This window comes from Vibrio sp. CDRSL-10 TSBA (assembly GCA_039696685.1).
In the GTDB taxonomy this organism is placed as follows: Bacteria; Pseudomonadota; Gammaproteobacteria; order Enterobacterales; family Vibrionaceae; genus Vibrio.
This window is the reverse complement of record CP155565.1, coordinates 813509-832524: the sequence shown is the minus strand read 5'-3', so window position 1 is coordinate 832524 and position 19016 is coordinate 813509. Positions and strand designations below refer to the sequence as shown.

Genomic DNA, 19016 nt, shown 5'->3' with positions numbered 1-19016 from the left:
AAGCAAGTTACATTCGGGTTTGCATCCGTAACAATTTTATTTAGACTGCCCGTTTTAAATCAAACAGGACAAGAATCCATGGAACTGAATGAGCTTTTGACTCAACTTGCCGAGCAACCTGAGCAGGTGGTATTCGCTGACGTGATCAGCGTGATTGACGCGAAACTATGATTTCACCCCAATGTCTTTTGAAAATGGCGATCTGCACAACGAAGCCAATCAAAACAACGGCTCATGCAAAATCTTCTCGTTTGCCAGTTTGCATACCTTAAGTCCGGAACAGACTCTGGCTTGTTTTGGCGACTTCTACCGTAAAGATGTGCTTGAGCATCCTGACAATGATGATCACCAGAACATTCGCAACTTCATGCAACATGGCTGGCAAGGTATTAAATTTTCGGGTAAAGCACTCAGCGCTAAATAGTGTATTCAATGCCCGGATAACGCATTAAGCAGACAAATAACGCTTGGCGTGAATACGAATGATAAAAGGAGGCTAGAAGTGCCTCCTTTTTAATGGGATTTAGGCTCTAAAGGCTTGTTGATGCGTTTAAGCAGTGATCGATATTAAGCAATCGGCAGCGCAGACAGACAGTGGCGACACAAACAGGCTTGCTGCTGACTTTGTTCATTTTTTTCGCGAGTTTCCAGTTCAAAGCACCAGCAGGTGCTTTTGCCGGCACTGATGTCACAGTAAGCCGCTTCACCACAAGCAGGGCAGTCATGAGTGGCACTATCACGGGATAATTGCTGCATGACAGCGTCACGTTCAGCATCCGACCACTTTCGCCATTGGATAATTTCCGGCATGGTGCGTCGGCAGCCTGAGCAAATTCCGCCATTATTTTTGCAGGCGGCAATACAAGGGGTTTTCATGATTATCGAATCGTCAGTCAAGTTGCGCTGCAATATACCGTAACTCCAACCAATACCCAACCCGAATACCCCAAGGTTGTCTCTACAGCATTGCTGCACGGACTTGTTCAAACCGGCATGTTTAAACGGGACATTCCATCTTTAAACGGGACACACACTTTTAGCACTTGTGGCTGGTTTCTATCGACGAGCGAATCGTTACAAGGACACACACCTCACGTTAAGGACACACATTGTAAAGTCGAGCGTACGCAGATTGATTATCCCTTGCTTTTGTTACAGTGAATGTCTAGTATAAATCTAAATGAAAATTATTATCGTTAAGGTGTTTGGATGTTACCTTTTATCATCGCATTTGTATTTATGTTTGCTCTGGGCAAAAAACTCATGGTACCAAACCGTTGGTTAGCGGCGCTCAGTGCGGTTTTGGTGTTATGTTATCTGGCCACTTCGCTAAGCGCGATTCCGGTATTGGTGACGCTGTTTGTTGCTGCGCCATTCTTAATTCCAATTCGTTATTCACACAAAACGCACGCCCTGTTTTGTTTGTGTGTGGTGTTGCCGTTAGTAGGGGAGATGATTTACTAACTGATAACAGACTTTACTGAGAACGATGATTTACCTTTGGCTATTTAATCATCTGCCATGCCCGCATTAATGCAATCTGTTTTATATCATGAGGTTACGTATTTACAGTATTTCATCCTCTTCGGTTTCTCTTGTCGGGATTTGACGCTATAGTGTCGCTCTAAAGTTGTACAGGAGCTTATGGATGAAGCTAACAATATCAGGGAAGTTGCAACTCAGTTTCTTGTTGCTGGCCCTTTTGTTTGTCGCGTCAGCGGCAATGACCTACCGCAGTATCTCGGTGCTGGATCGCCACGCCCAGTCTCTTCTCAGTTCTGATCTTCCTACCGTCGATACCAGTCGCGGGATCCAGCAATCAGTGCAGGCCAGTTTGTCGACGGTGCGTGCTTACATGCTGTTGGGCAGTAATGAAGCCAGCGGTGAGCGTCTTAAACAGCAGTTAAACCAGATTATCGCTCAAACCGATCAATCCCTGCCGGTGCTTGAGCCCCTGATTGAGCAGCAAGATTATCAGACTGTGCTCAAACAGTGGCAAGCGGTGAAAGCATCAGTAGAGAAGATCGTTGAGTTGGCCCACAGTGCAGAAAACCTGCCGGCTCACAATCTGTTTACCAATGAAGCCGCTCCGATAGCCGAAGTGGCTCTGGATCAGTTACAGGGGCTGATTAATGCCGAGTCTTCCAATAAGGAAGGCGATGAGCGCAAGCGCTTGTTTAAGGTTTACGCCGACAGTTATAACTCTCTCGCCAATGCACTTTCCGCGATGCGTGATTTCCTGTTATACGGGCGCAGTGAATATCTCGATAAGTATCATGATTTCATTAAAGCTCATAATCAATCGGTCAGTGAGATTGAAAGCAAACTCAGCCTGCTTAATGACAGTGATCGCTCGCTTTGGGATCTGTTTAAAGAGATGCAGCAACTGTTTTTCCCGCTCGCTGATCAGGTGATCGAAACTGCGTCAGTCTCCGGACTGGAACTTTGCTCATCAGGAAATGGCCAAAACCCTGCTGCCTGCGGCGGAGAGCCTGGACGGCGCGCTAGAAGCGGTCGTCAAAGCGCAGCAGATGAAAGCCGATGACAGCGGCGAGGGGATCGAAGCCTCGATCAGCCAGGTATTGAGCGTGCTGGTGACGACGCTGATTCTGGTGATTGTTGCGGCGCTGGTGATTTCCGGCTACATGGGGCGCAGTATCGGACGCCGCGTGGCCGGCATTTCCAAACGCGCGCAATTGATTGCTGCCGGGGATGTTTCTCAGCCGCCGCTGAGTGTCAAAGGTAATGACGAGCTGTCTGCTCTGACCGAATCGATCAACCGCATGAATGTGTCTTTGGCGGGTATCGTGCAGGGCGTGACGGACAAAGCGCAGCGGGTCAGCGAGAGCATGGGAGCTTTGCTGCAGTCTAATCAGCATACTTTGTCCCAGGTAAAAAACCAGCAGCAGCATATCAGCGCAATGGATAGTGAACTGACGGATGTCAGTCAGTCGACTGCGCACACCTTACAACAGGCGCAGCGCTCCATGGCCGCTTTGGCGGAATCGCAGCGTGAAATCGCCGAAGGCAAATCGTCGCTGGAACTGAACAAAGAGACGATGAATAACCTGCATCAGACGATTGATCTGGCTAACCGTCTGGTCGGACAGTTGAGTGAGGAAAGTGCCGCGATTGGTAAAGTGACCGAAGTGATTGAAGGGCTGGCAGAACAGACTAACCTGCTGGCACTGAACGCTGCGATTGAAGCAGCCCGTGCCGGTGAGCAGGGCCGTGGTTTTGCTGTGGTGGCTGATGAAGTGCGCCTGCTGGCAACGCGCACCACCGCATCGACCACAGAAATCAATCAGATTGTGCAGGCAATTCAGTCATCAACGGCATCAGTGGTCAAAGAGATTCAACTGGGACAGAAGATTGCTGAGTCAGGAGCACAACATATTGAAGAAGCCGTGCTTAAGCTGGAATCTACCTCCGACCAGATCAGCATGCTGAATCAGCAGATGGTTGAACTCACTCATGCGTCAGAGCAGCAAACCCAGGCGACTCAGGCCATCACGCATCTGATGCAGCAAGTCAATCATGCGGTGGATGATGTGGCCGCGATCAGCAGTCGTTCGACTCAAACCTCGCAACAGGTGCAGGAGCAGTTTGCGGCGCTGGATAAAGATATGGCTCAGTTTAAGCTCAGCTAACTGCCGGATTGAAAACTGCCCAACCACCTCAGTAAGTAGGATACAAAGCGGCTTACCCATATACCGGTAAGCCGTTTTACTATGTATCGGATACATTTCTTGTCGTTTATATTTCCTCTCGTCATCAGTCTGGCCGGATGAAGGCCGGGTCGCCAGAAGATAATCTTGCCTGGCGATATTGCCAGCAAGGTGGAAACGTGGTTTATTAAAGACCTCTCTAATTTAAGGGCTATCACCTTTATGTGTCGCTGGCTCGCCTATCAGGGCAACCCTATTTATCTTGAACAACTGGTTTATCAACCGGAACATTCGCTGGTCCATCAAAGTCTCGAAGCGCGCAAAGCAGTGACGCGTGTCAATGCCGACGGTTTTGGCTTGGGCTGGTATACCGAGCGCAGCACGCCGGGGACCTTCCATGAAGTTTTACCGGCCTGGGGCGATGAAAACCTCAAATCTCTCGCGCATCATATCCGTTCGCACCGCTTTATGGCTCATGTACGTTCGTCAACCGGAACTCAGGTATCGCGCAGTAACTGTCATCCGTTTGTGCTGGAGCAGTGGATGTTTCTGCATAACGGCCAGATTGGTGAGTTTGAGAAAGTACGCTACACGCTGGAGTGCATGCTGCCGGAGTCGCTGTATGTGCAGCGTAAAGGGACCACAGACAGTGAGCTGATCTTCTTGTTGATGATGAAAAATGGTCTGACGATTAATCCGGAAACTGCTATCCGGCGTACGGTGAACGAAATCGAACAGGCGATGGCGATGAAAGGCATAGCGATTCCGTTTAAAGCCTCGATTTGCCTGTCGGACGGTGAGCAGTTTCTGGCTGGTGCGCTACAGTTCTGATCAGCATCCACCGACTGTATTTATCAAGGTCATGGATGACGATATCGTGCTGGCTTCCGAGCCGCTTGATAACACTACCGGATGGTGTCTGGTTGATCCGCAAACCATTACTCATGTTGCGGGCACCGAATTAACCACACAGGTGATATCTTCGCCACGAGCTGCTTAGTTTGTGCATAGGATCTGGCGTTTTTTTAACGTCAGATCAACATCTTCTCGCTTTTACACAGATTTACAATCTTAAGTCGATTATCGCAGTTGCGGTGGGGTAGGGAACTGGGTATAGTTGCCACATCTTAATGCGAATGCTTCTCAAAATATATCGCAGTGATTAGTAAAAGGAAGATTATGAAATCCGTTATCAGTTTGACGTCTCTGGCTTTGGTTCTGTCTTTTTCAGCCCATTCAGCAGAAGTGACTATTGAACATCAGATGGGTAAAACCACTCTGGAACAGAAACCTCAACGTGTTGTTGTGATTGGATTAGGCGCGCTGGATGCGGTCGACAGCTTTGGTATTAAGCCGGTTGCGGTATCTAAAGTTCCTCAACTGCCACCATACCTGGATAAATACCACGGTGATGAATACGCTCAGGCAGGTTCACTGTTCGAACCGGATTTCGAATCCATCTACACCCAGAAGCCGGATCTGATCATTGTCGGCTCTCGCGCGGCGCCAGCTTATGATGAACTGTCTAAGATTGCTCCGACTATCGTATTTGCTGTCGATGACAACAAAGGCTACTGGGAAAGCACTCAAGAGCAATGGCATAACCTGGGTCAGGTGTTTGGTATCGAAGCACAAGTGGATGCTAAGATTGATCACATCAATCAGGAAATCAAACAGGTTCACGATTACACCGCACACCACACAGTGGATGCGCTGACCGTAATGAGCTCTGGTGGCAACCTGACGACCTTCGGTAAAGAGTCGCGCTTCTCTGCGATTTACCGCGATTTCGGTTTTAAAGAGAACACCAAAGTGAAACAGACTGGCCGTCACGGCGATCTGATTTCTTACGAATTCATCCGTGAGCACAACCCGCAGACTCTGTTTATCATCGACCGCGATAAGCTGGTCAATAAAGGTGTCAGCCATACCCACGAAGAGTTTGAAAATGATCTGGTTAAAGCGACCGATGCTTACCAGAACAAACGCATGAAGTTCTTGGATCTGAATGCCTGGTACATCTCAACGGCTGGCGTTCAAGCTACAGAGCAGATGGTAGCAGACATGAAAAACTCTGTTGGTCTATAGTCATGTGTAACAGTGTCTGCCTGCGAAGGCAGACACTGGCAAGTCCAGGTTAGTTGTGAAAAAATTATTGCTCGTTTTTGTAATTGTGAGCCTATCTTCACTGTTTGTGGGGGTGGGCAATTTGTCGTTTATGGGCCTGCTAAACGGTGATGCGGAAAGCTGGAACCTGCTGTTTACCAGTCGTGTCCCACGTTTACTGGCGGTATTGCTGGCCGGAGGCGGACTGAGTATCGCCGGCCTGATTATGCAGCAGGTCAGTCAGAAACCGTTTCGCCGCACCATCCACATCCGGCACGATTGAGTGTGCCATGCTGGGTTACGTGTTAAGCCTGGTGATCTTTGGTGATGGTAACAATCTTTGGTTAATTTTTGCTGTTGCTATGGCCGGTACGCTGGTGTTTGTGCAGTTTATCCAGCGCATTCAGTTTAAAAATGCCATTTTCGTCCCTTTGGTCGGCATCATTTTTGGTAATGTCGTCAGCTCTGCTGCGACCTTTATTGCCTACAAATTCGATGCGGTTCAAAACCTTTCCGGCTGGGCGGTGGCTAACTTTGCTAACCTGTTGAAAGGCAACTACGAGTTGCTCTATATCGCCGTTCCTGTGGCGATTTTCAGCTATCTGTACGCTGCGCGTATTTCCGCGGTCGGCATGGGTAAAGACTTCGCAGTCAACCTCGGTCTTAATTATCAGCAGGTGCTGGTGATTGGGGTGTGTCTGGTTTCTGTGATGTCTGCGACGGTTGTGATGATTGTCGGTGAGCTGCCGTTTCTGGGGCTGATTGTGCCGAACATCGTCAGTTATTATTACGGCGACAACCTGCGTCTCAACATCCCGCGCACCGCTATTTTTGGTGCTTTGCTGGTACTGCTGTGTGATCTGCTGGGCCGTGTGATTATTTTCCCTTATGAAGTTCCTATCTCTATGATCATCAGCATCTTTGGTGGTTTTGCGTTTATCGCTCTTATCCTGCGAGGTCAGCGTCATGCAGGATAGAACCAAACTGACGGTGATGATTGTCCTCGCCGTCGTATTTGCCGCGTTGTTTATTGGTGTCGGACTTACCGCCGATAACTATGGTTATTTCCTGTCACGCCGCGTGCCGAAAGTGTTAGCCATTGTGCTGGCCGGTATTGCCATCGCCCAGTCTTCACTGGCGTTTCAGACCATCACCCACAACCGCATTCTTACCCCGAGTATCATGGGCTTTGATTCCTTGTACTTGTTCGTGCAGGTGGCGATTGTGGCACTGTTTGGCGGGCTGAGCAGCCTTGCCATCAATGCTTACCTCAATTTCTCGCTGTCTGTGGCAGCTATGATGGGCTTTTCGGCGCTGCTGTTTACCTTTTACTTCAGTAAAGAGAAACGCAACCTGATGGCACTGCTGCTGATGGGGGTGATTTTTGGTCAGCTGTTCTCCAACATTGCTTCGTTTTTGATCATGCTAATGGACCCGAACGACTTTGCGTCCGTTCAGGCGAATATGTTCGCCAGCTTTAACAATGTCAAAGTGAGCCTGGTGTACATGGCAACGCCGTTGCTGTTAGGGATCGCCTTCTTGCTGTTCCGAATGCACCGCGTGCTGGATGTGTTCTGGCTCGATAATGATAATGCGGTCAGCCTCGGGGTAGACGTTCGCAAAACTACCCGCCAGGTACTGCTGCTGAGCGCGGTTCTGATTTCAATTTCCACCGCGCTGGTGGGGCCAATTATGTTCTTTGGTATTCTGGTGACCAACCTGACCCGTGAGTGGTTTAAATCTTACCAGCATCGTGTGCTGTTGATTGCCTGTTCTGCCATGTCTGTTCTGGCTCTTTTGGCCGGGCAGTGGATGGTGGAAAAAGTGTTCCATTTCGGGACCACACTAAGTGTCATCATTAACTTCGTTGGCGGCATTTACTTCCTTTCTCTTTTGATTCGTAACAAAGTGGTTTAGCTATGATTCTACTCGATAAACTGACGAAAAAATTCGGCCAACATGCAGTGGTAAAAGATGCCAGTGCGCAGTTTGAGAAAGGTAAAGTCACCTCAATTATCGGCCCGAACGGGGCAGGTAAGAGTACCTTGCTGTCGATGGCCAGCCGTCTGGTGAACCGTGATGCCGGTAAAGTGTGGATCGATAGTAAAGAACTGGTGGACTGGGATACCAAAGCCCTGGCGAGAAAACTGTCGGTGCTGCGTCAGGCCAACAGCTTAACCATGCGTTTTACGGTGCGTGAGCTGGTGGCATTTGGTCGTTTCCCCTATTCGCAGGGGAAACTGGATGCCAACGATCAGCAGGTGATCGATCAGTCGATCAACTACCTTGATTTGAGCACGATTCAGCATAAGTATCTGGATGAACTGAGTGGTGGTCAGCGGCAATTGGCGTTTATTGCCATGGTAATTGCTCAGGATACCGACTACATCTTCCTCGATGAGCCGCTCAATAACCTGGACATCAAGCACTCGCTGCAGATCATGGCGACCATTCAGCGTCTGGCCCATGAGCTGAATAAAGCTGTGGTGGTGGTGATTCACGACATCAACTTTGCTTCCTGTTACTCGGATTACATCATCGCACTGAAGAAAGGCGAAGTGGTCGCAACGGGGAGTGTGGAATCCGTTATCCAGGAGAGTGTTCTGAGTGAAATCTACGAAACTCCGTTCCGGGTGCTGGAGATTGAAGGCAAGCGCATGTGCTTGTATCACACTCACTAAGCATGATGACCGAGGCAGAAGACGGTGATTTTTCGCAACCGATTCTATGCTGACATTTTCAATCAAAAAGCCTGTGGTTCACGCCACAGGCTTTTTTCGTCCTGATGTTGCATTTTTACGCGTTACTGGCCGGGTAAGGCATGTTTTGTGCAAAAATGCAGTTAAAAAATAGTGACATATGGAAATATTTCTACACTCGAAAAAAATAATTTGTTGTCAAAGATCAACAAAATTTCGTTTTCATCACACAAAAAACTAAAACAAAGTTGAAAGATTCAAAAATTATTGAATAATAGAGCCAGCAAACGGAGAAGCTCAGGCTTCGCAAATTTAGTCGGAAACAGGATACATCCCCATGTCGAACTCGTACGTGCTGGTTATCAACTCAGGCAGCTCCTCACTTAAATTCGCGGTCATTGATTCACAATCGGGTGACGCCCTGGTCTCTGGTCTTGGTGAATGCTTTGGTTTGCCAGAAGCTGAAATCAGCTGGAAATACCAAGGTGAGAAAACCGTTGAAGCGATCCCGGCAGGAGGCAATCATCACCAGTATGCGGTGAACCGGGTGGTAAGCTTGCTGGAGACCCTGGGGCTGACTTCTCAGTTTGTCGCTGTGGGCCATCGTATCGTGGCTGGTGGCGAAACCTTTAAAGGTACGGTCAAAGTTGATGAAGCGGTGATAGAAGAAGTTGAACGTCTGGCTGAACTGGCTCCGCTGCATAACAAAGCCAATGCAACCGGCATGCGAGCTGCAATGGCCGCTTTCCCAGACCTGCCACAATTCGCTGTTTTTGATACTGCCTTCCACCAAACCATGCCACCTAAAGCCTTTATCTACGGCCTTCCTTACGAGTTATACGAAGAACAGAAAGTTCGCCGCTACGGTGCTCACGGTACCAGTCACTACTACGTTAGCCGTGAAGCGGCCAAGATGCTGGATAAGCCGGTTGAGCAGAGTAACTTCATCACGGTTCACCTGGGTAACGGTGCGTCGGTCACTGCCATTAAGAAACGGTGAGTGTGTTGATACCAGTATGGGTCTGACTCCGCTGGCTGGTTTGATGATGGGAACCCGTTGCGGTGACATCGACCCAAGCGTGATCGAATTCCTGTTCCGCAAAGGCTGGAAGCAAGAAGAGCTGTTTGACATGCTCAACAAGAAATCAGGTTTCCTTGGTGTGTCCGGTGTAACCAGCGATGCGCGTGGCGTGCTGGAAGCGATGGAAAACGGTAATCCGCGTGCCCGTCTGGCCTTTGAGATCTTCACATACCGCGTCGCGAAATACATTGGTTCGTACATGGTGGCGATTGGTGCAGAAGTCGATGCGATTGTGTTCACGGGTGGTATCGGTGAAAACTCACTGCCAATTCGCAGCGAGATTCTCAACTACCTGAAAGTGTTTGGTTACCAAGAAGATGCCACGGCTAATGCTGACGCTCGTTTCGGTCAGTCTGGCGTGATTACTGCCAAAGATTCCAAGCTGGCGGTAGTGATTCCAACCAACGAGGAATTCGTGATTGCCCAGCAGTCGGTAGCGATGCTGTAAGTGCATTTAAAATCAAATAGATAAAAGCGAGCTTTGTGCTCGCTTTTTTAGTTCTTTATGTTGCATAGACCATCGCTAAACACGCGTATGGCGACACAACCATTGATAGCTCTACTGACTTCTGCAATTCACTTTGTGCCCTTCAATCAGTCAGGTTAATGGCACTTTGTTCAATGTTAGTTAACGAACGGCTGCAAAATATCAAGCAGCCGTTAGCCTTCCTCCGTTAATGACATACTTCAGGTTGTTCGATTAATAGAGTTTGTACCTGTTGTTCCAACCCTTTTAGGTGCTGTGATAAGGCCGCACGGGGTATCCCCATTTCTAATGGTTGCTTGAGTGAAACAGCGATGGCGAGCAATAGGTGTAGACCATGTTAGTGATGAAAGAAAAGAAGGTTATATTTACATTTGTTAAGTTTAACTAAACAGTTATGTAGGTAAAGCGATATTTATCCGAAACAGTCTGTTGACTAATATTACATCGAAGCTTAGGTCAGCCTGAGACAAACAGTTAACTTCTAATGGAGAATGTCGCTATGTCTAAAGTCACTTTCAAAAATCTAAACGGTCAAGGTATTGAGATTTCTGCGGTTATTAACTTCCCTAAAGATTTTGATGCAAGTAAACAATATGCAGCCGTTGTTGTTTCGCACCCTGGTGGCGGAGTTAAGGAACAAACCGCAGGTTTATACGCGAACAAACTTGCGGAAAGCGGTTTAATCACTATTGCTTTTGACCGTTTCATACCAAGGAGAAAGTACTGGTCACCCTCGTCAAATGGAAAATCCTTACACGAGTACTGAAGATGTGAGTGCGGTAGTCGACTATCTAACAACATTAGATTATGTCGATAACGACAAAATTGGTGTGATGGGTATTTGTGCCGGTGCGGGTTACAGCGCAAACGCGGCGATTAATGACCGTCGTATTAAAGCTTTAGGCATGGTTAGCGCAGTTAATATCGGTCAAATGTTCCGTAATGGTTGGGATAATTCGGTTAACGATGCAGACGCTCTTGGTTACTTAGAATTTGGTTCTGATGCTCGCACAACGGACGCTAATGGCTCTGAGTACGCAATCATTCCTCTAGCTCCAATGCGTGAAGAAGATGCACCAAACGCAGAATTGCGAGAAGCATGGGAGTATTACCACACACCTCGTTGTGAACATCCAAATGCTCCGGGTTTTGCACTTACTCGTAATTTAAACCAAATCATCACTTATGACGCGTATCACAAAGCGGAAGCATTTTTGACTCAACCAATTCTTGCTGTCGTTGGCAGTAATGCGGGTAGTAAGTGGATGAGTGATGACTTGCTTGATCGCGCGGCCAGTACAAATAAAAAGTTGTATGTCATAAACGGTGCGAACCACATGTCACTTTATGATGTTGCAGAATACGTCGATGACGCAGTATCCCAACTCGCATCTTTCTTCCAACGCACGCTTTAATATTCACCAATGAAAGGCTTAATAGCTTTGAGCCTTTCTGTTCTAAAGGTATTCATTATGAACATGCAAAAAATCACTTTCAGAAATGCTGATATGGCTTGGGATATGTCTGCATTAGTTTTATTCCCAGAAGGCTTCAATGAATCGAAACGCTACCCAACAATGATAAGCGTCCATCCTTTCGGTAGCTGTAAAGAACAAACATCCAGCGCTGTCTATGGTAAGGCTCTTGCTGAGTTAGGTTACGTCGTGATCGCATTTGATGCGAGCTTTCAAGGAGAGTCGGGGGGACTGCCTCGCTACGTAGAAGATCCGAGTCAACGTGTTGAAGATATCAGCCGCGTTATCGACTATGCAGTGACTTTACCTTATGTCGATGAGAATAGAATTGGTGGGCTCGGTATCTGCGGTGGTGGTGCTTACATCATCAATGCAGCCTTAACCGAAAAGCGCCTGAAAACTGTCGTAGGTATTACGCCAGTCAATTTAGGCCGCTTGTTCCGTGAAGGTTTTAGTATGTACGACCCTATCGCCAATCTTGAAGCTATGGCTGCACAGAGAACAGCCGAAGCGCGTGGTTCAGAGTTGAAAATCAATGAGCTACTCCCTCCAAGTATCGAATTTGCAAAAGAAAATGGGTTAACCGAACGCGACGTGTTCGAAGCTACGGAATACTATAAAACGCCACGTGGGCAAACCGAAGGTGGTGCAACTCGTATGTTATTTTCACATGCACAGAAAACACTGAGTTGGGATGCCTTTGCATTCGCAGAAACGTTAATGACTCAGCCTGTTATGGTCGTGGTCGGCCAAAAAGTAGGGGCTTTTGGTGCTTATCGTGATGGACAGGAAATCTATGGGCGCTCTGTTCAGTCAAAAGACCGACAACTGGTTAATTTGGAAAACTGGTCTCACTATGAATTGTATGACCATCCCGAAGCGGTGAGTATGGCAATGGACAAAGTTTCTGCATTCCTTGGAACACACTTAAAGTAATCTAATAATCTAGAAGCGTTTTGTATGGTGACAAAGCGCTTTTTAACACCGTAAGATTTAGTTCGAAGTGGGTTCGTCAGTAAATATGACACGGTGAATAAGTATAATTGCGTTATCGCTATGTTTTAAGCGCATGGGTTGAGCAGTAAACAGATACCAAGAAACGAACCTCAGGATTCGTTACTGCTTTCGTAATTATCCAGGCTTGGCTGCAGGCGCTCAAATACCGACAGCATGATCTCGATTTCTTCATCAGTGATCTCCGTCAGCAGTGATGCTTCAAAACGGCTCAGTTCTGCCCGAATCCCTGCGACGCGCAGTTCGCCTTCTTCAGTGAGGAAAATCTGTTTAGCGCGGCCATCGGCTTCATCGCGTCTTCTTGCGACCAAACCATCTCTTTCCAGCGAATCAATAATTCGAACCAAGCTTGAGCTTTCCACTCCGACTCGCAGTGCCAAAGCTTTTAGGGTAATGCCTTTACATTCGCTTAAATGAACCAGCGGAACCCAGGTGGTATCCGTCAGGCCGATGGAAGCCAGATGAGCTTGCATCACTCGGCGCCATTGGCGAGCGATAAAGGAAAATTGCAGTCCGAAACGGGTGCGGGGAGTCTTCAATGTAGTCATAGTGTCATTATTAGCCTAGTGAAATCGAAATGCAAACGAAAAGCTGATGATTTATAACCAGTTATGAGTCTATATCAGAAACTCAGTGGTAAGCCAAAGCAAGCTGGCCATTAGGGGGGCGTTCATTTCACGAATCAGCTTTTGCTTGGAAATAAAATCAGGGGTGGGCAGATGTTGAACCACCAACTGCAAAGCGGTTACCTTCTATAGTGGCGGGTTCGAAGGCATTGATGACTTTGTTGCATTGATCTTCCGTTGCTACCGGCTACCAGATCGCACTCTGATCTGATGGCTGGCCTTGTGGTCAGTCAGGTGGATACCTGGCTGCCGTTATTGCGCAGTTTATCCAAGTAGCGGCGGTCATCCATACTCGACAGTATCACCGCGACCACCATGCCGATACTGGCACCGATAACGGTATCCAACACCCGTTCAGGTACCATATTTTCGCTGGAGAGCCATGGTGCAGCGAGGTGAGTCATCAGCAGGGCGGTCGGGGCAACAAACATCTGACCCAGAGCGTAATTTTTACCGATCACCATCTCGGTAACGACCTGGAATACTCCGATTACCGCGATTAATCCCCAGATATTTGGATCAAACTGCAACACCGCCCAGGCCATCATGACTCCGATCGTGGTACCAACCATGCGTTGCATCGCGCGGTTCATACTGACGTGCAGAAATGCGCCCTGAGTGACTGCGAGGGCTCCCATACCAGCCCAGGCCGGATAGTTGGCATCAAACCCGTAGCAGACGATGAACATGGCAAGGGCAGTGCTGATGAAAGTACGAGCTGACGCAACAAGACGGTGACGCACTGCCGGAGCCGGAGGTGGCTTAGGAAAATTGTAACCGGGACCGGGAGGTTGGCGCAGAAACGCAGTGGCAATGCAGATCAATACTCCCAGAAGGGTTGCTGCACCGGTGGCAAACGTCCGTTCGATAATGACCTGCTGAGTCACTTCGCCACCGATACAAGAGCCGGCAGCAAACACAAAAATAAGCGGGCCGGGCGCTCCGTAACGACCGGTAGTACAAATAAACAGGTAGACGCCGCCCATGAATGCCAGAAACAGTAACAGCGCAGGTTGTGATAAGCCTGCCCACTTAGCGGATGACATTAATAATACGGATCCGGTTTGGATCGCTGCCGCCTGCAGCAACATACGGTTACGTGCGGAATGGGATTCAAAGCGCCCAAACAGAGCGATCAACGAGCCCAGTCCGGCAAAACCCACCATGTGGGACCAAGGGGATAAGTAAACAGCAATCAGAGCTATTACCAGGGTGAGGCCGGTTTGTACGCCAGCCAGAAATTCGTTGCGAAAGGATGGTAATGGCTCAACTCGTAAGCTGCTTTTAACTTGTTGTCTGTGCAGTAAATACTTGGCTGTGCGCAACAATCCGATGTTGACTTTAGCCGGTGTTGAATACTGTATCTCGTTTACTTGGGTCATGAAGATCGATTTACCTCGAAAAATCCGTATTTCACTGAATAGCGCTGATGGCGGTCGCGGCGCAACCGTGTGGGTTGGATTGATTATTCGCCAATTTAATTTGAATTTCAAATCAAATTATTGGTTGGAGTAGCACAGAAAATTCGAAAGTAGGGTGTTTTGATATTTGCCTGCAGGGTGTGAAAAGCGGGTGGTTTTCAGGAAAAGATCTGCAGTTACGCAAGCAGGTTGCTTTCACTATGTGAATCGGGTTGAGGCTTGATGTGATATCAGAAGGCTCTATCACTTGCCGGGTCTGACGCTTAGTTTCAATTTGCTTGCACAGAGCGTCTCATGCATACGGATGTGGTCGTTATTAATAGTGATCTTTATTCCAAATATAAATGTTAATACAGCTGATATTTAGGTGATCAGTACGATGAAGAGTGGTATTTCAATGATGAGTGTTAATAAAATATGTTCAAATAGATATTATTAAACTAGTTGAAAATATTGATATTGTTAACTTTAGTTGGGGTTTTTAATTGTTATTGCAATGTTAACATATTGCATTTTTTGGCTTGACCAAAAATTAACCAAATTTTTCTTGAGTTATAAATATATTTATTGATAGCATTGTCATCGTTAAAAGATAACCCAATATGTTTACGTAATCATATTGGGTATTTTTAATCCTGGATTTTATTAGTCTGAACATCATATTTTTTTAGTATGCCATCATTTGTGTAAAACAGGTGCGGTATGAGTTTGTCTAAATTATCGCAAGTAATATGGATTTTTGTCATAACTGATTGAAAAATAATATTATAATTTTATCCTCTTTCACTTTGAGGAGGGGGGGGTTATTGCGAAAATTTAGGTTAAAAACATAAAAGTTATATTTGCAATTTATTGTATACAAACAATTGCCCCCTACTTATTTTAAAAGTAAATATATGTTCGGCAAGTTTATGTTATTTCAAAGAATAACTTCTTAAGTAATGAATGCATTGAAAATTATTACGCGTGAGTCTGAGGGGAAGACGTTGAATTCTATTAACTCTGTTGTGCCATTTAGTTTAGGGAAAAGTGTGCTTAAAAATTTGCATGCTCTTGGTTTGCTCTTGCTCAGCATCATGACCGTGGTTCCATTTTCGGCATATTCAGCAATAAACATTTCGACTACCGGTCAGCAAAATACCCTGGTTTTACTGGTTAATTTCCAGGAAAACCCACAGGAACAACCACTCACTATCGCTGAAGCGGATGAGTTGGTATTCGGCCAGGTAGATCAGTTCTATCGTGAAAACTCTTTTGGCCAAACCTGGTTATCCGGACAGGTCGCGGGGTGGTTCACACTGCCTTTGTCTAATCAGGTTTGTGATTTGAACGCGGTACAGGACGAAGCGGATAAACAGGCTGCTAATTCCGGCATCGACATAGGTAATTATGATCGTATCGTGTATCTGATGACCACGGCAGCGTGTGGTGTTGCCGGCTCTGCCACGATGGATGGGGTCCCAACCCGCGCGTTTATTAATGGCGTGCTGACTGCGACCAACATTGCTCATGAACTGGGCCACAACTTCGGATTGTATCACTCGCGTGCTTTGGACTGTGGTGATGAAACATTGGGCAACAGCTGTACCATCAATGAGTATGGCGACACCTACGATGTGATGGGTAATCCGGACATTGGCTATTTCAACACCTTCCAGAAAGAACAGTTGGGATGGTTGAATGGTACGCATGCCTCGCGAACGTTAGAAGTGACGCAAAGCGGAACTTATTCGATCTTCAATTATGAAACCTCAGACGATCAACCTGTGACTATCAAAATCCCACGTGGTACAGATGCGTCGACCGGGGCAATGAAATGGTTCTATATCGAATACCGTCAGTCTGTCGGCTTCGATGATTTCCTCGCTGACCGCTCATATCGTTTTTATCGGGGTGACGTGACGGATGGCATCGTGGTTCGTGCTGCCACCGATGGCGATGGCCGCAGCAGTAATCTGCTGCACTTTAAAACGGATTCACAGTTTCATCAGGCATATGGACGTAATGACTGGTTCGATCCTGCGATGCCAGTTGGTGACAGCTATACCGATCCGGATTCGGGTGTAACCTTCAGCCTTATCAGTGCCGCGAATGGTATCGCAGAGGTGAGCGTTAATTTCGGAGATTCAGGTCAGGGTAATGTTTCGCCTCAAATCTGCAATGCAAGCGCTCCACAAATCAGTGCGACGGCCATGGCCGATAATGCGGCAGCAGCCGGAGAGCAAGTACAGTATTTGGTTATGGTCACCAACCGTGACAGCGCAGACTGTGATCCAGAGTCTTTTAATGTCAGCACGGCTGTACCAAGTGGCTGGCAGGCGAGCAGTGAGCAGATGACTTTGGCTCCTGGGGAGTCTGGTCAGGTCGTTATCTCCGTGGTGTCGTCGGATAGCGCGGCGGCGAACAATTATACGCTGACTGTTTCAACTAAGCACAGTTCACAAACTGAAACAGAAGCGGCGACCACAGTTAATTATGCTGTCCTGGCGGATAATGGCTCAGCGGGGACTGCGCCGGTTGCGGTTAATGATTCGGTTTCTCTGGCGAATACAGATTCGGTGGTGATTGATGTGTTAGCGAACGATGTGATTGACGATACCTCTGCAGTCACTCTCACCTCGTTCTCTCAGCCAAGTAAAGGTACCGTACAATTAATGGCTGATGGTAGCCTGAAATATACGCCGCATAAGAGCTTTAAATCGAGCGACAGCTTTAGTTATACCATTAGCAATGGTGCTGGCAGTTCAAGCGCGGTGGTGTCGATAGTCCTGCAGACGTCTGCAGATTCTGGCACCTCGGGCGGAACGACTAAGCCTGGCAAGGGGCGTAACAAATAATGGAAATACCCGGCATTGATGCCGGGTATTTTTCAGGTGTCGAATGTCATTAATTAAAACTGTACTACATCAACCGGACATTGTTCAAGGTCAGCACAAGCTGGACATAAGGTGCAGCTTGCATTCGCAGGAACGGCTTCAACAATACCACCAAATGCGGTAACACCTAATGCATTTACTTGATCGGTAAAAGCACGCACAGCTTCCCCCGCTAATGGCAGACCTTCGCCATCCCCGGGAAACAGGTTCATAACTACCGTTGTAGTCAGCACAAGCACCCTCAGTACCTTTCGGGGTAAGCGTACCTATATCATGTGGTTCAGGGTCTTTATTGTCCTGAACAATGACGCCATTAATGGTGACGTCAGAGGTATTACATACGCTGCCACTATATTTTACTTTCAGGCCATATTCATTCATGCCAGTTTCTTCAAAACGATTCACCACGTAGACATCACAGTCTTTTTGCAGTGATAGTGTGCCTTGAATGTTTTGTGAAGGACAGTCGAATGAATCATCATCGGTAACGGATGGTGTGCCGCCACTGACCAGTGCGGCTGTGACCATGGCTTCATTAAGAATACCGTTTTGGCCGACAGTAAAGGAGCCATTGAACTCTTGTGAATCCCCGACGTCCAGCATACCCCAAGGGTAGACATGAGAGTTACCGGACAGGTCGACATTTTCTGCGGTTGTATCGGTGGCTGTAATATCATACAAAGGTAACTGGCCGGTGTTCTCTACTACCAACTTATAGTTGTAACGTAGGGTATCACCGCCTTCTAAACCACCGTAGGTACAAGTTTTAGTGATTTTGATTTCTGGTGCGCCAGGAGTGTAACAAAAAGAGATATGGCTTAAACCAGCGTATCGGCCGTTTTTGCCGACCGGAGAGTGTAAGCCTGTGTCTGAGCTAACCAGCAAACCATCGGCATAATATTCATACAGGTTACCGCCGGGGCCACCTTTAACAAATACGCCCTGCATGATGATACTGCTGTCACCCTGATCCCAAGAGAAGGTTTTGGCCCCCTCTTGAACCTCGATCATGACTGTCAGGTCGCCATCGCTATAAGTGCCGTCAGCGACCGGTTCAACTTTTAGCTCTTGCAGATCAGGAATACCCAACAGGTCAGAACAGGTAGGGTTACCGTCCACCTCCATAGGTTGTACGCCTTGGCCGGATGCATCACCGGCCGCACTCTGAGCTGTTTGGAAACCCACAGCCGCGCATGCAATCAGCAGCCACGCCAGCCATTTAATAACTTTGCGGGCTTCCCAATCTTGGAGTGGGTTGAGCTCGGATAAAGCGGCGCAGTGCGAACCTATACTGTGCCACCATGTTTTTGGTGTCGCTTTCATAAAACCTCCGCCGGGTACGGGACTCTGTTTTCTTTCCCGTATTACCGTCATGTTTGTTCTTACAAAAATCGCGTTGGTGTTGCACCGGGTCAGAAAGCATAGAGTGGGCCAATAGGTATCATTCTGAATTTTATGCATTTTATAGTTAAGATTTCACTAATGTGAACACTTGTTGTGTGCCATTAAACAGGCCCAAAATGATGAGGGTCGGTTAAGTGTCTGAAAAATTAGCGTAAAGCA

10 protein-coding genes and 6 pseudogenes are annotated in these 19016 nt (G+C 47.5%); 12 read left to right on the top strand and 4 right to left on the bottom strand.

Going from position 1 to position 19016, the window contains the following annotated elements:
* Positions 1 to 78 precede the first annotated feature (78 nt).
* Positions 79 to 424: pseudogene (locus ABDK09_04070) on the top strand (HopJ type III effector protein).
* A 143-nt stretch (positions 425 to 567) separates the two neighbouring features.
* Here the strand turns inward: ABDK09_04070 and ABDK09_04065 are convergent.
* Entirely contained in the window at positions 568 to 876 is a 309-nt protein-coding gene (locus ABDK09_04065) for a cysteine-rich CWC family protein (GenBank protein XAW87430.1), read from the bottom strand.
* Positions 877 to 1209: 333 nt separating this feature from the next.
* Here ABDK09_04065 and ABDK09_04060 point away from each other — a divergent pair, with 333 nt between their 5' ends.
* From ABDK09_04060 to ABDK09_04015, 10 genes and pseudogenes are all read left to right on the top strand, one after another.
* Entirely contained in the window at positions 1210 to 1464 is a 255-nt protein-coding gene (locus ABDK09_04060) for a hypothetical protein (GenBank protein XAW87429.1), read from the top strand.
* Between the two features lie 184 nt (positions 1465 to 1648).
* Positions 1649 to 3650, top strand: a pseudogene (locus ABDK09_04055) (methyl-accepting chemotaxis protein).
* A 240-nt stretch (positions 3651 to 3890) separates the two neighbouring features.
* A pseudogene (locus ABDK09_04050) lies at positions 3891 to 4668 on the top strand (class II glutamine amidotransferase).
* Between the two features lie 179 nt (positions 4669 to 4847).
* Positions 4848 to 5756 (top strand): siderophore ABC transporter substrate-binding protein, encoded by a 909-nt coding sequence (locus tag ABDK09_04045; GenBank protein ID XAW87428.1) that lies wholly within the window; start codon positions 4848 to 4850, stop codon positions 5754 to 5756.
* Between the two features lie 55 nt (positions 5757 to 5811).
* Positions 5812 to 6751, top strand: a pseudogene (vctD, locus tag ABDK09_04040) (iron chelate uptake ABC transporter permease subunit VctD).
* The gene (gene vctG, locus ABDK09_04035; protein XAW87427.1) at positions 6741 to 7691 is read left to right on the top strand and encodes an iron chelate uptake ABC transporter permease subunit VctG; all 951 of its coding nucleotides are present in this window, start codon (positions 6741 to 6743) and stop codon (positions 7689 to 7691) included. The pseudogene vctD and the gene vctG overlap by 11 nt, the downstream one beginning before the upstream one ends.
* 2 nt (positions 7692 to 7693) lie before the next feature.
* Positions 7694 to 8455 carry an iron chelate ABC transporter ATP-binding protein VctC gene (vctC, locus tag ABDK09_04030; GenBank protein XAW87426.1) on the top strand — a complete coding sequence of 254 codons (762 nt, stop codon included), beginning with the start codon at positions 7694 to 7696 and terminating at the stop codon, positions 8453 to 8455.
* 355 nt (positions 8456 to 8810) lie between these two features.
* Positions 8811 to 10002 (top strand): annotated as a pseudogene (locus tag ABDK09_04025) (acetate/propionate family kinase).
* A 538-nt stretch (positions 10003 to 10540) separates the two neighbouring features.
* Positions 10541 to 11456 (top strand): annotated as a pseudogene (locus ABDK09_04020) (alpha/beta hydrolase).
* Between the two features lie 57 nt (positions 11457 to 11513).
* A complete protein-coding gene (locus tag ABDK09_04015; GenBank protein XAW87425.1) occupies positions 11514 to 12452 on the top strand; it encodes an alpha/beta hydrolase in 939 nt (312 codons plus the stop codon).
* A gap of 170 nt (positions 12453 to 12622) precedes the next feature.
* Here the strand turns inward: ABDK09_04015 and ABDK09_04010 are convergent, their stop codons facing one another.
* On the bottom strand, positions 12623 to 13078 hold the full coding sequence (locus tag ABDK09_04010; GenBank protein XAW87424.1) for a MarR family transcriptional regulator: 456 nt from the start codon (positions 13076 to 13078) through the stop codon (positions 12623 to 12625).
* Between the two features lie 308 nt (positions 13079 to 13386).
* The gene (locus ABDK09_04005; GenBank protein ID XAW87423.1) at positions 13387 to 14538 is read right to left on the bottom strand and encodes an FUSC family protein; all 1152 of its coding nucleotides are present in this window, start codon (positions 14536 to 14538) and stop codon (positions 13387 to 13389) included.
* A gap of 1070 nt (positions 14539 to 15608) precedes the next feature.
* Here ABDK09_04005 and ABDK09_04000 point away from each other — a divergent pair.
* On the top strand, positions 15609 to 17414 hold the full coding sequence (locus ABDK09_04000) for an Ig-like domain-containing protein (protein ID XAW87422.1): 1806 nt from the start codon (positions 15609 to 15611) through the stop codon (positions 17412 to 17414).
* A gap of 138 nt (positions 17415 to 17552) precedes the next feature.
* Here ABDK09_04000 and ABDK09_03995 read toward each other — a convergent pair whose 3' ends face one another.
* The gene (locus ABDK09_03995; GenBank protein XAW87421.1) at positions 17553 to 18776 is read right to left on the bottom strand and encodes a hypothetical protein; all 1224 of its coding nucleotides are present in this window, start codon (positions 18774 to 18776) and stop codon (positions 17553 to 17555) included.
* Positions 18777 to 19016: the final 240 nt, after the last annotated feature.

Bases quoted from the DNA above. Each gene is read 5' to 3' on its own strand.
- ABDK09_04065 (XAW87430.1), bottom strand. From the start codon at position 876: ATGAAAACCCCTTGTATTGCCGCCTGCAAAAATAATGGCGGAATTTGC.
- ABDK09_04060 (XAW87429.1), top strand. From the start codon at position 1,210: ATGTTACCTTTTATCATCGCATTTGTATTTATGTTTGCTCTGGGCAAA.
- ABDK09_04045 (XAW87428.1), top strand. From the start codon at position 4,848: ATGAAATCCGTTATCAGTTTGACGTCTCTGGCTTTGGTTCTGTCTTTT.
- vctG (XAW87427.1), top strand. From the start codon at position 6,741: ATGCAGGATAGAACCAAACTGACGGTGATGATTGTCCTCGCCGTCGTA.
- vctC (XAW87426.1), top strand. From the start codon at position 7,694: ATGATTCTACTCGATAAACTGACGAAAAAATTCGGCCAACATGCAGTG.
- ABDK09_04015 (XAW87425.1), top strand. From the start codon at position 11,514: ATGAACATGCAAAAAATCACTTTCAGAAATGCTGATATGGCTTGGGAT.
- ABDK09_04010 (XAW87424.1), bottom strand. From the start codon at position 13,078: ATGACTACATTGAAGACTCCCCGCACCCGTTTCGGACTGCAATTTTCC.
- ABDK09_04005 (XAW87423.1), bottom strand. From the start codon at position 14,538: ATGACCCAAGTAAACGAGATACAGTATTCAACACCGGCTAAAGTCAAC.
- ABDK09_03995 (XAW87421.1), bottom strand. From the start codon at position 18,776: ATGAAAGCGACACCAAAAACATGGTGGCACAGTATAGGTTCGCACTGC.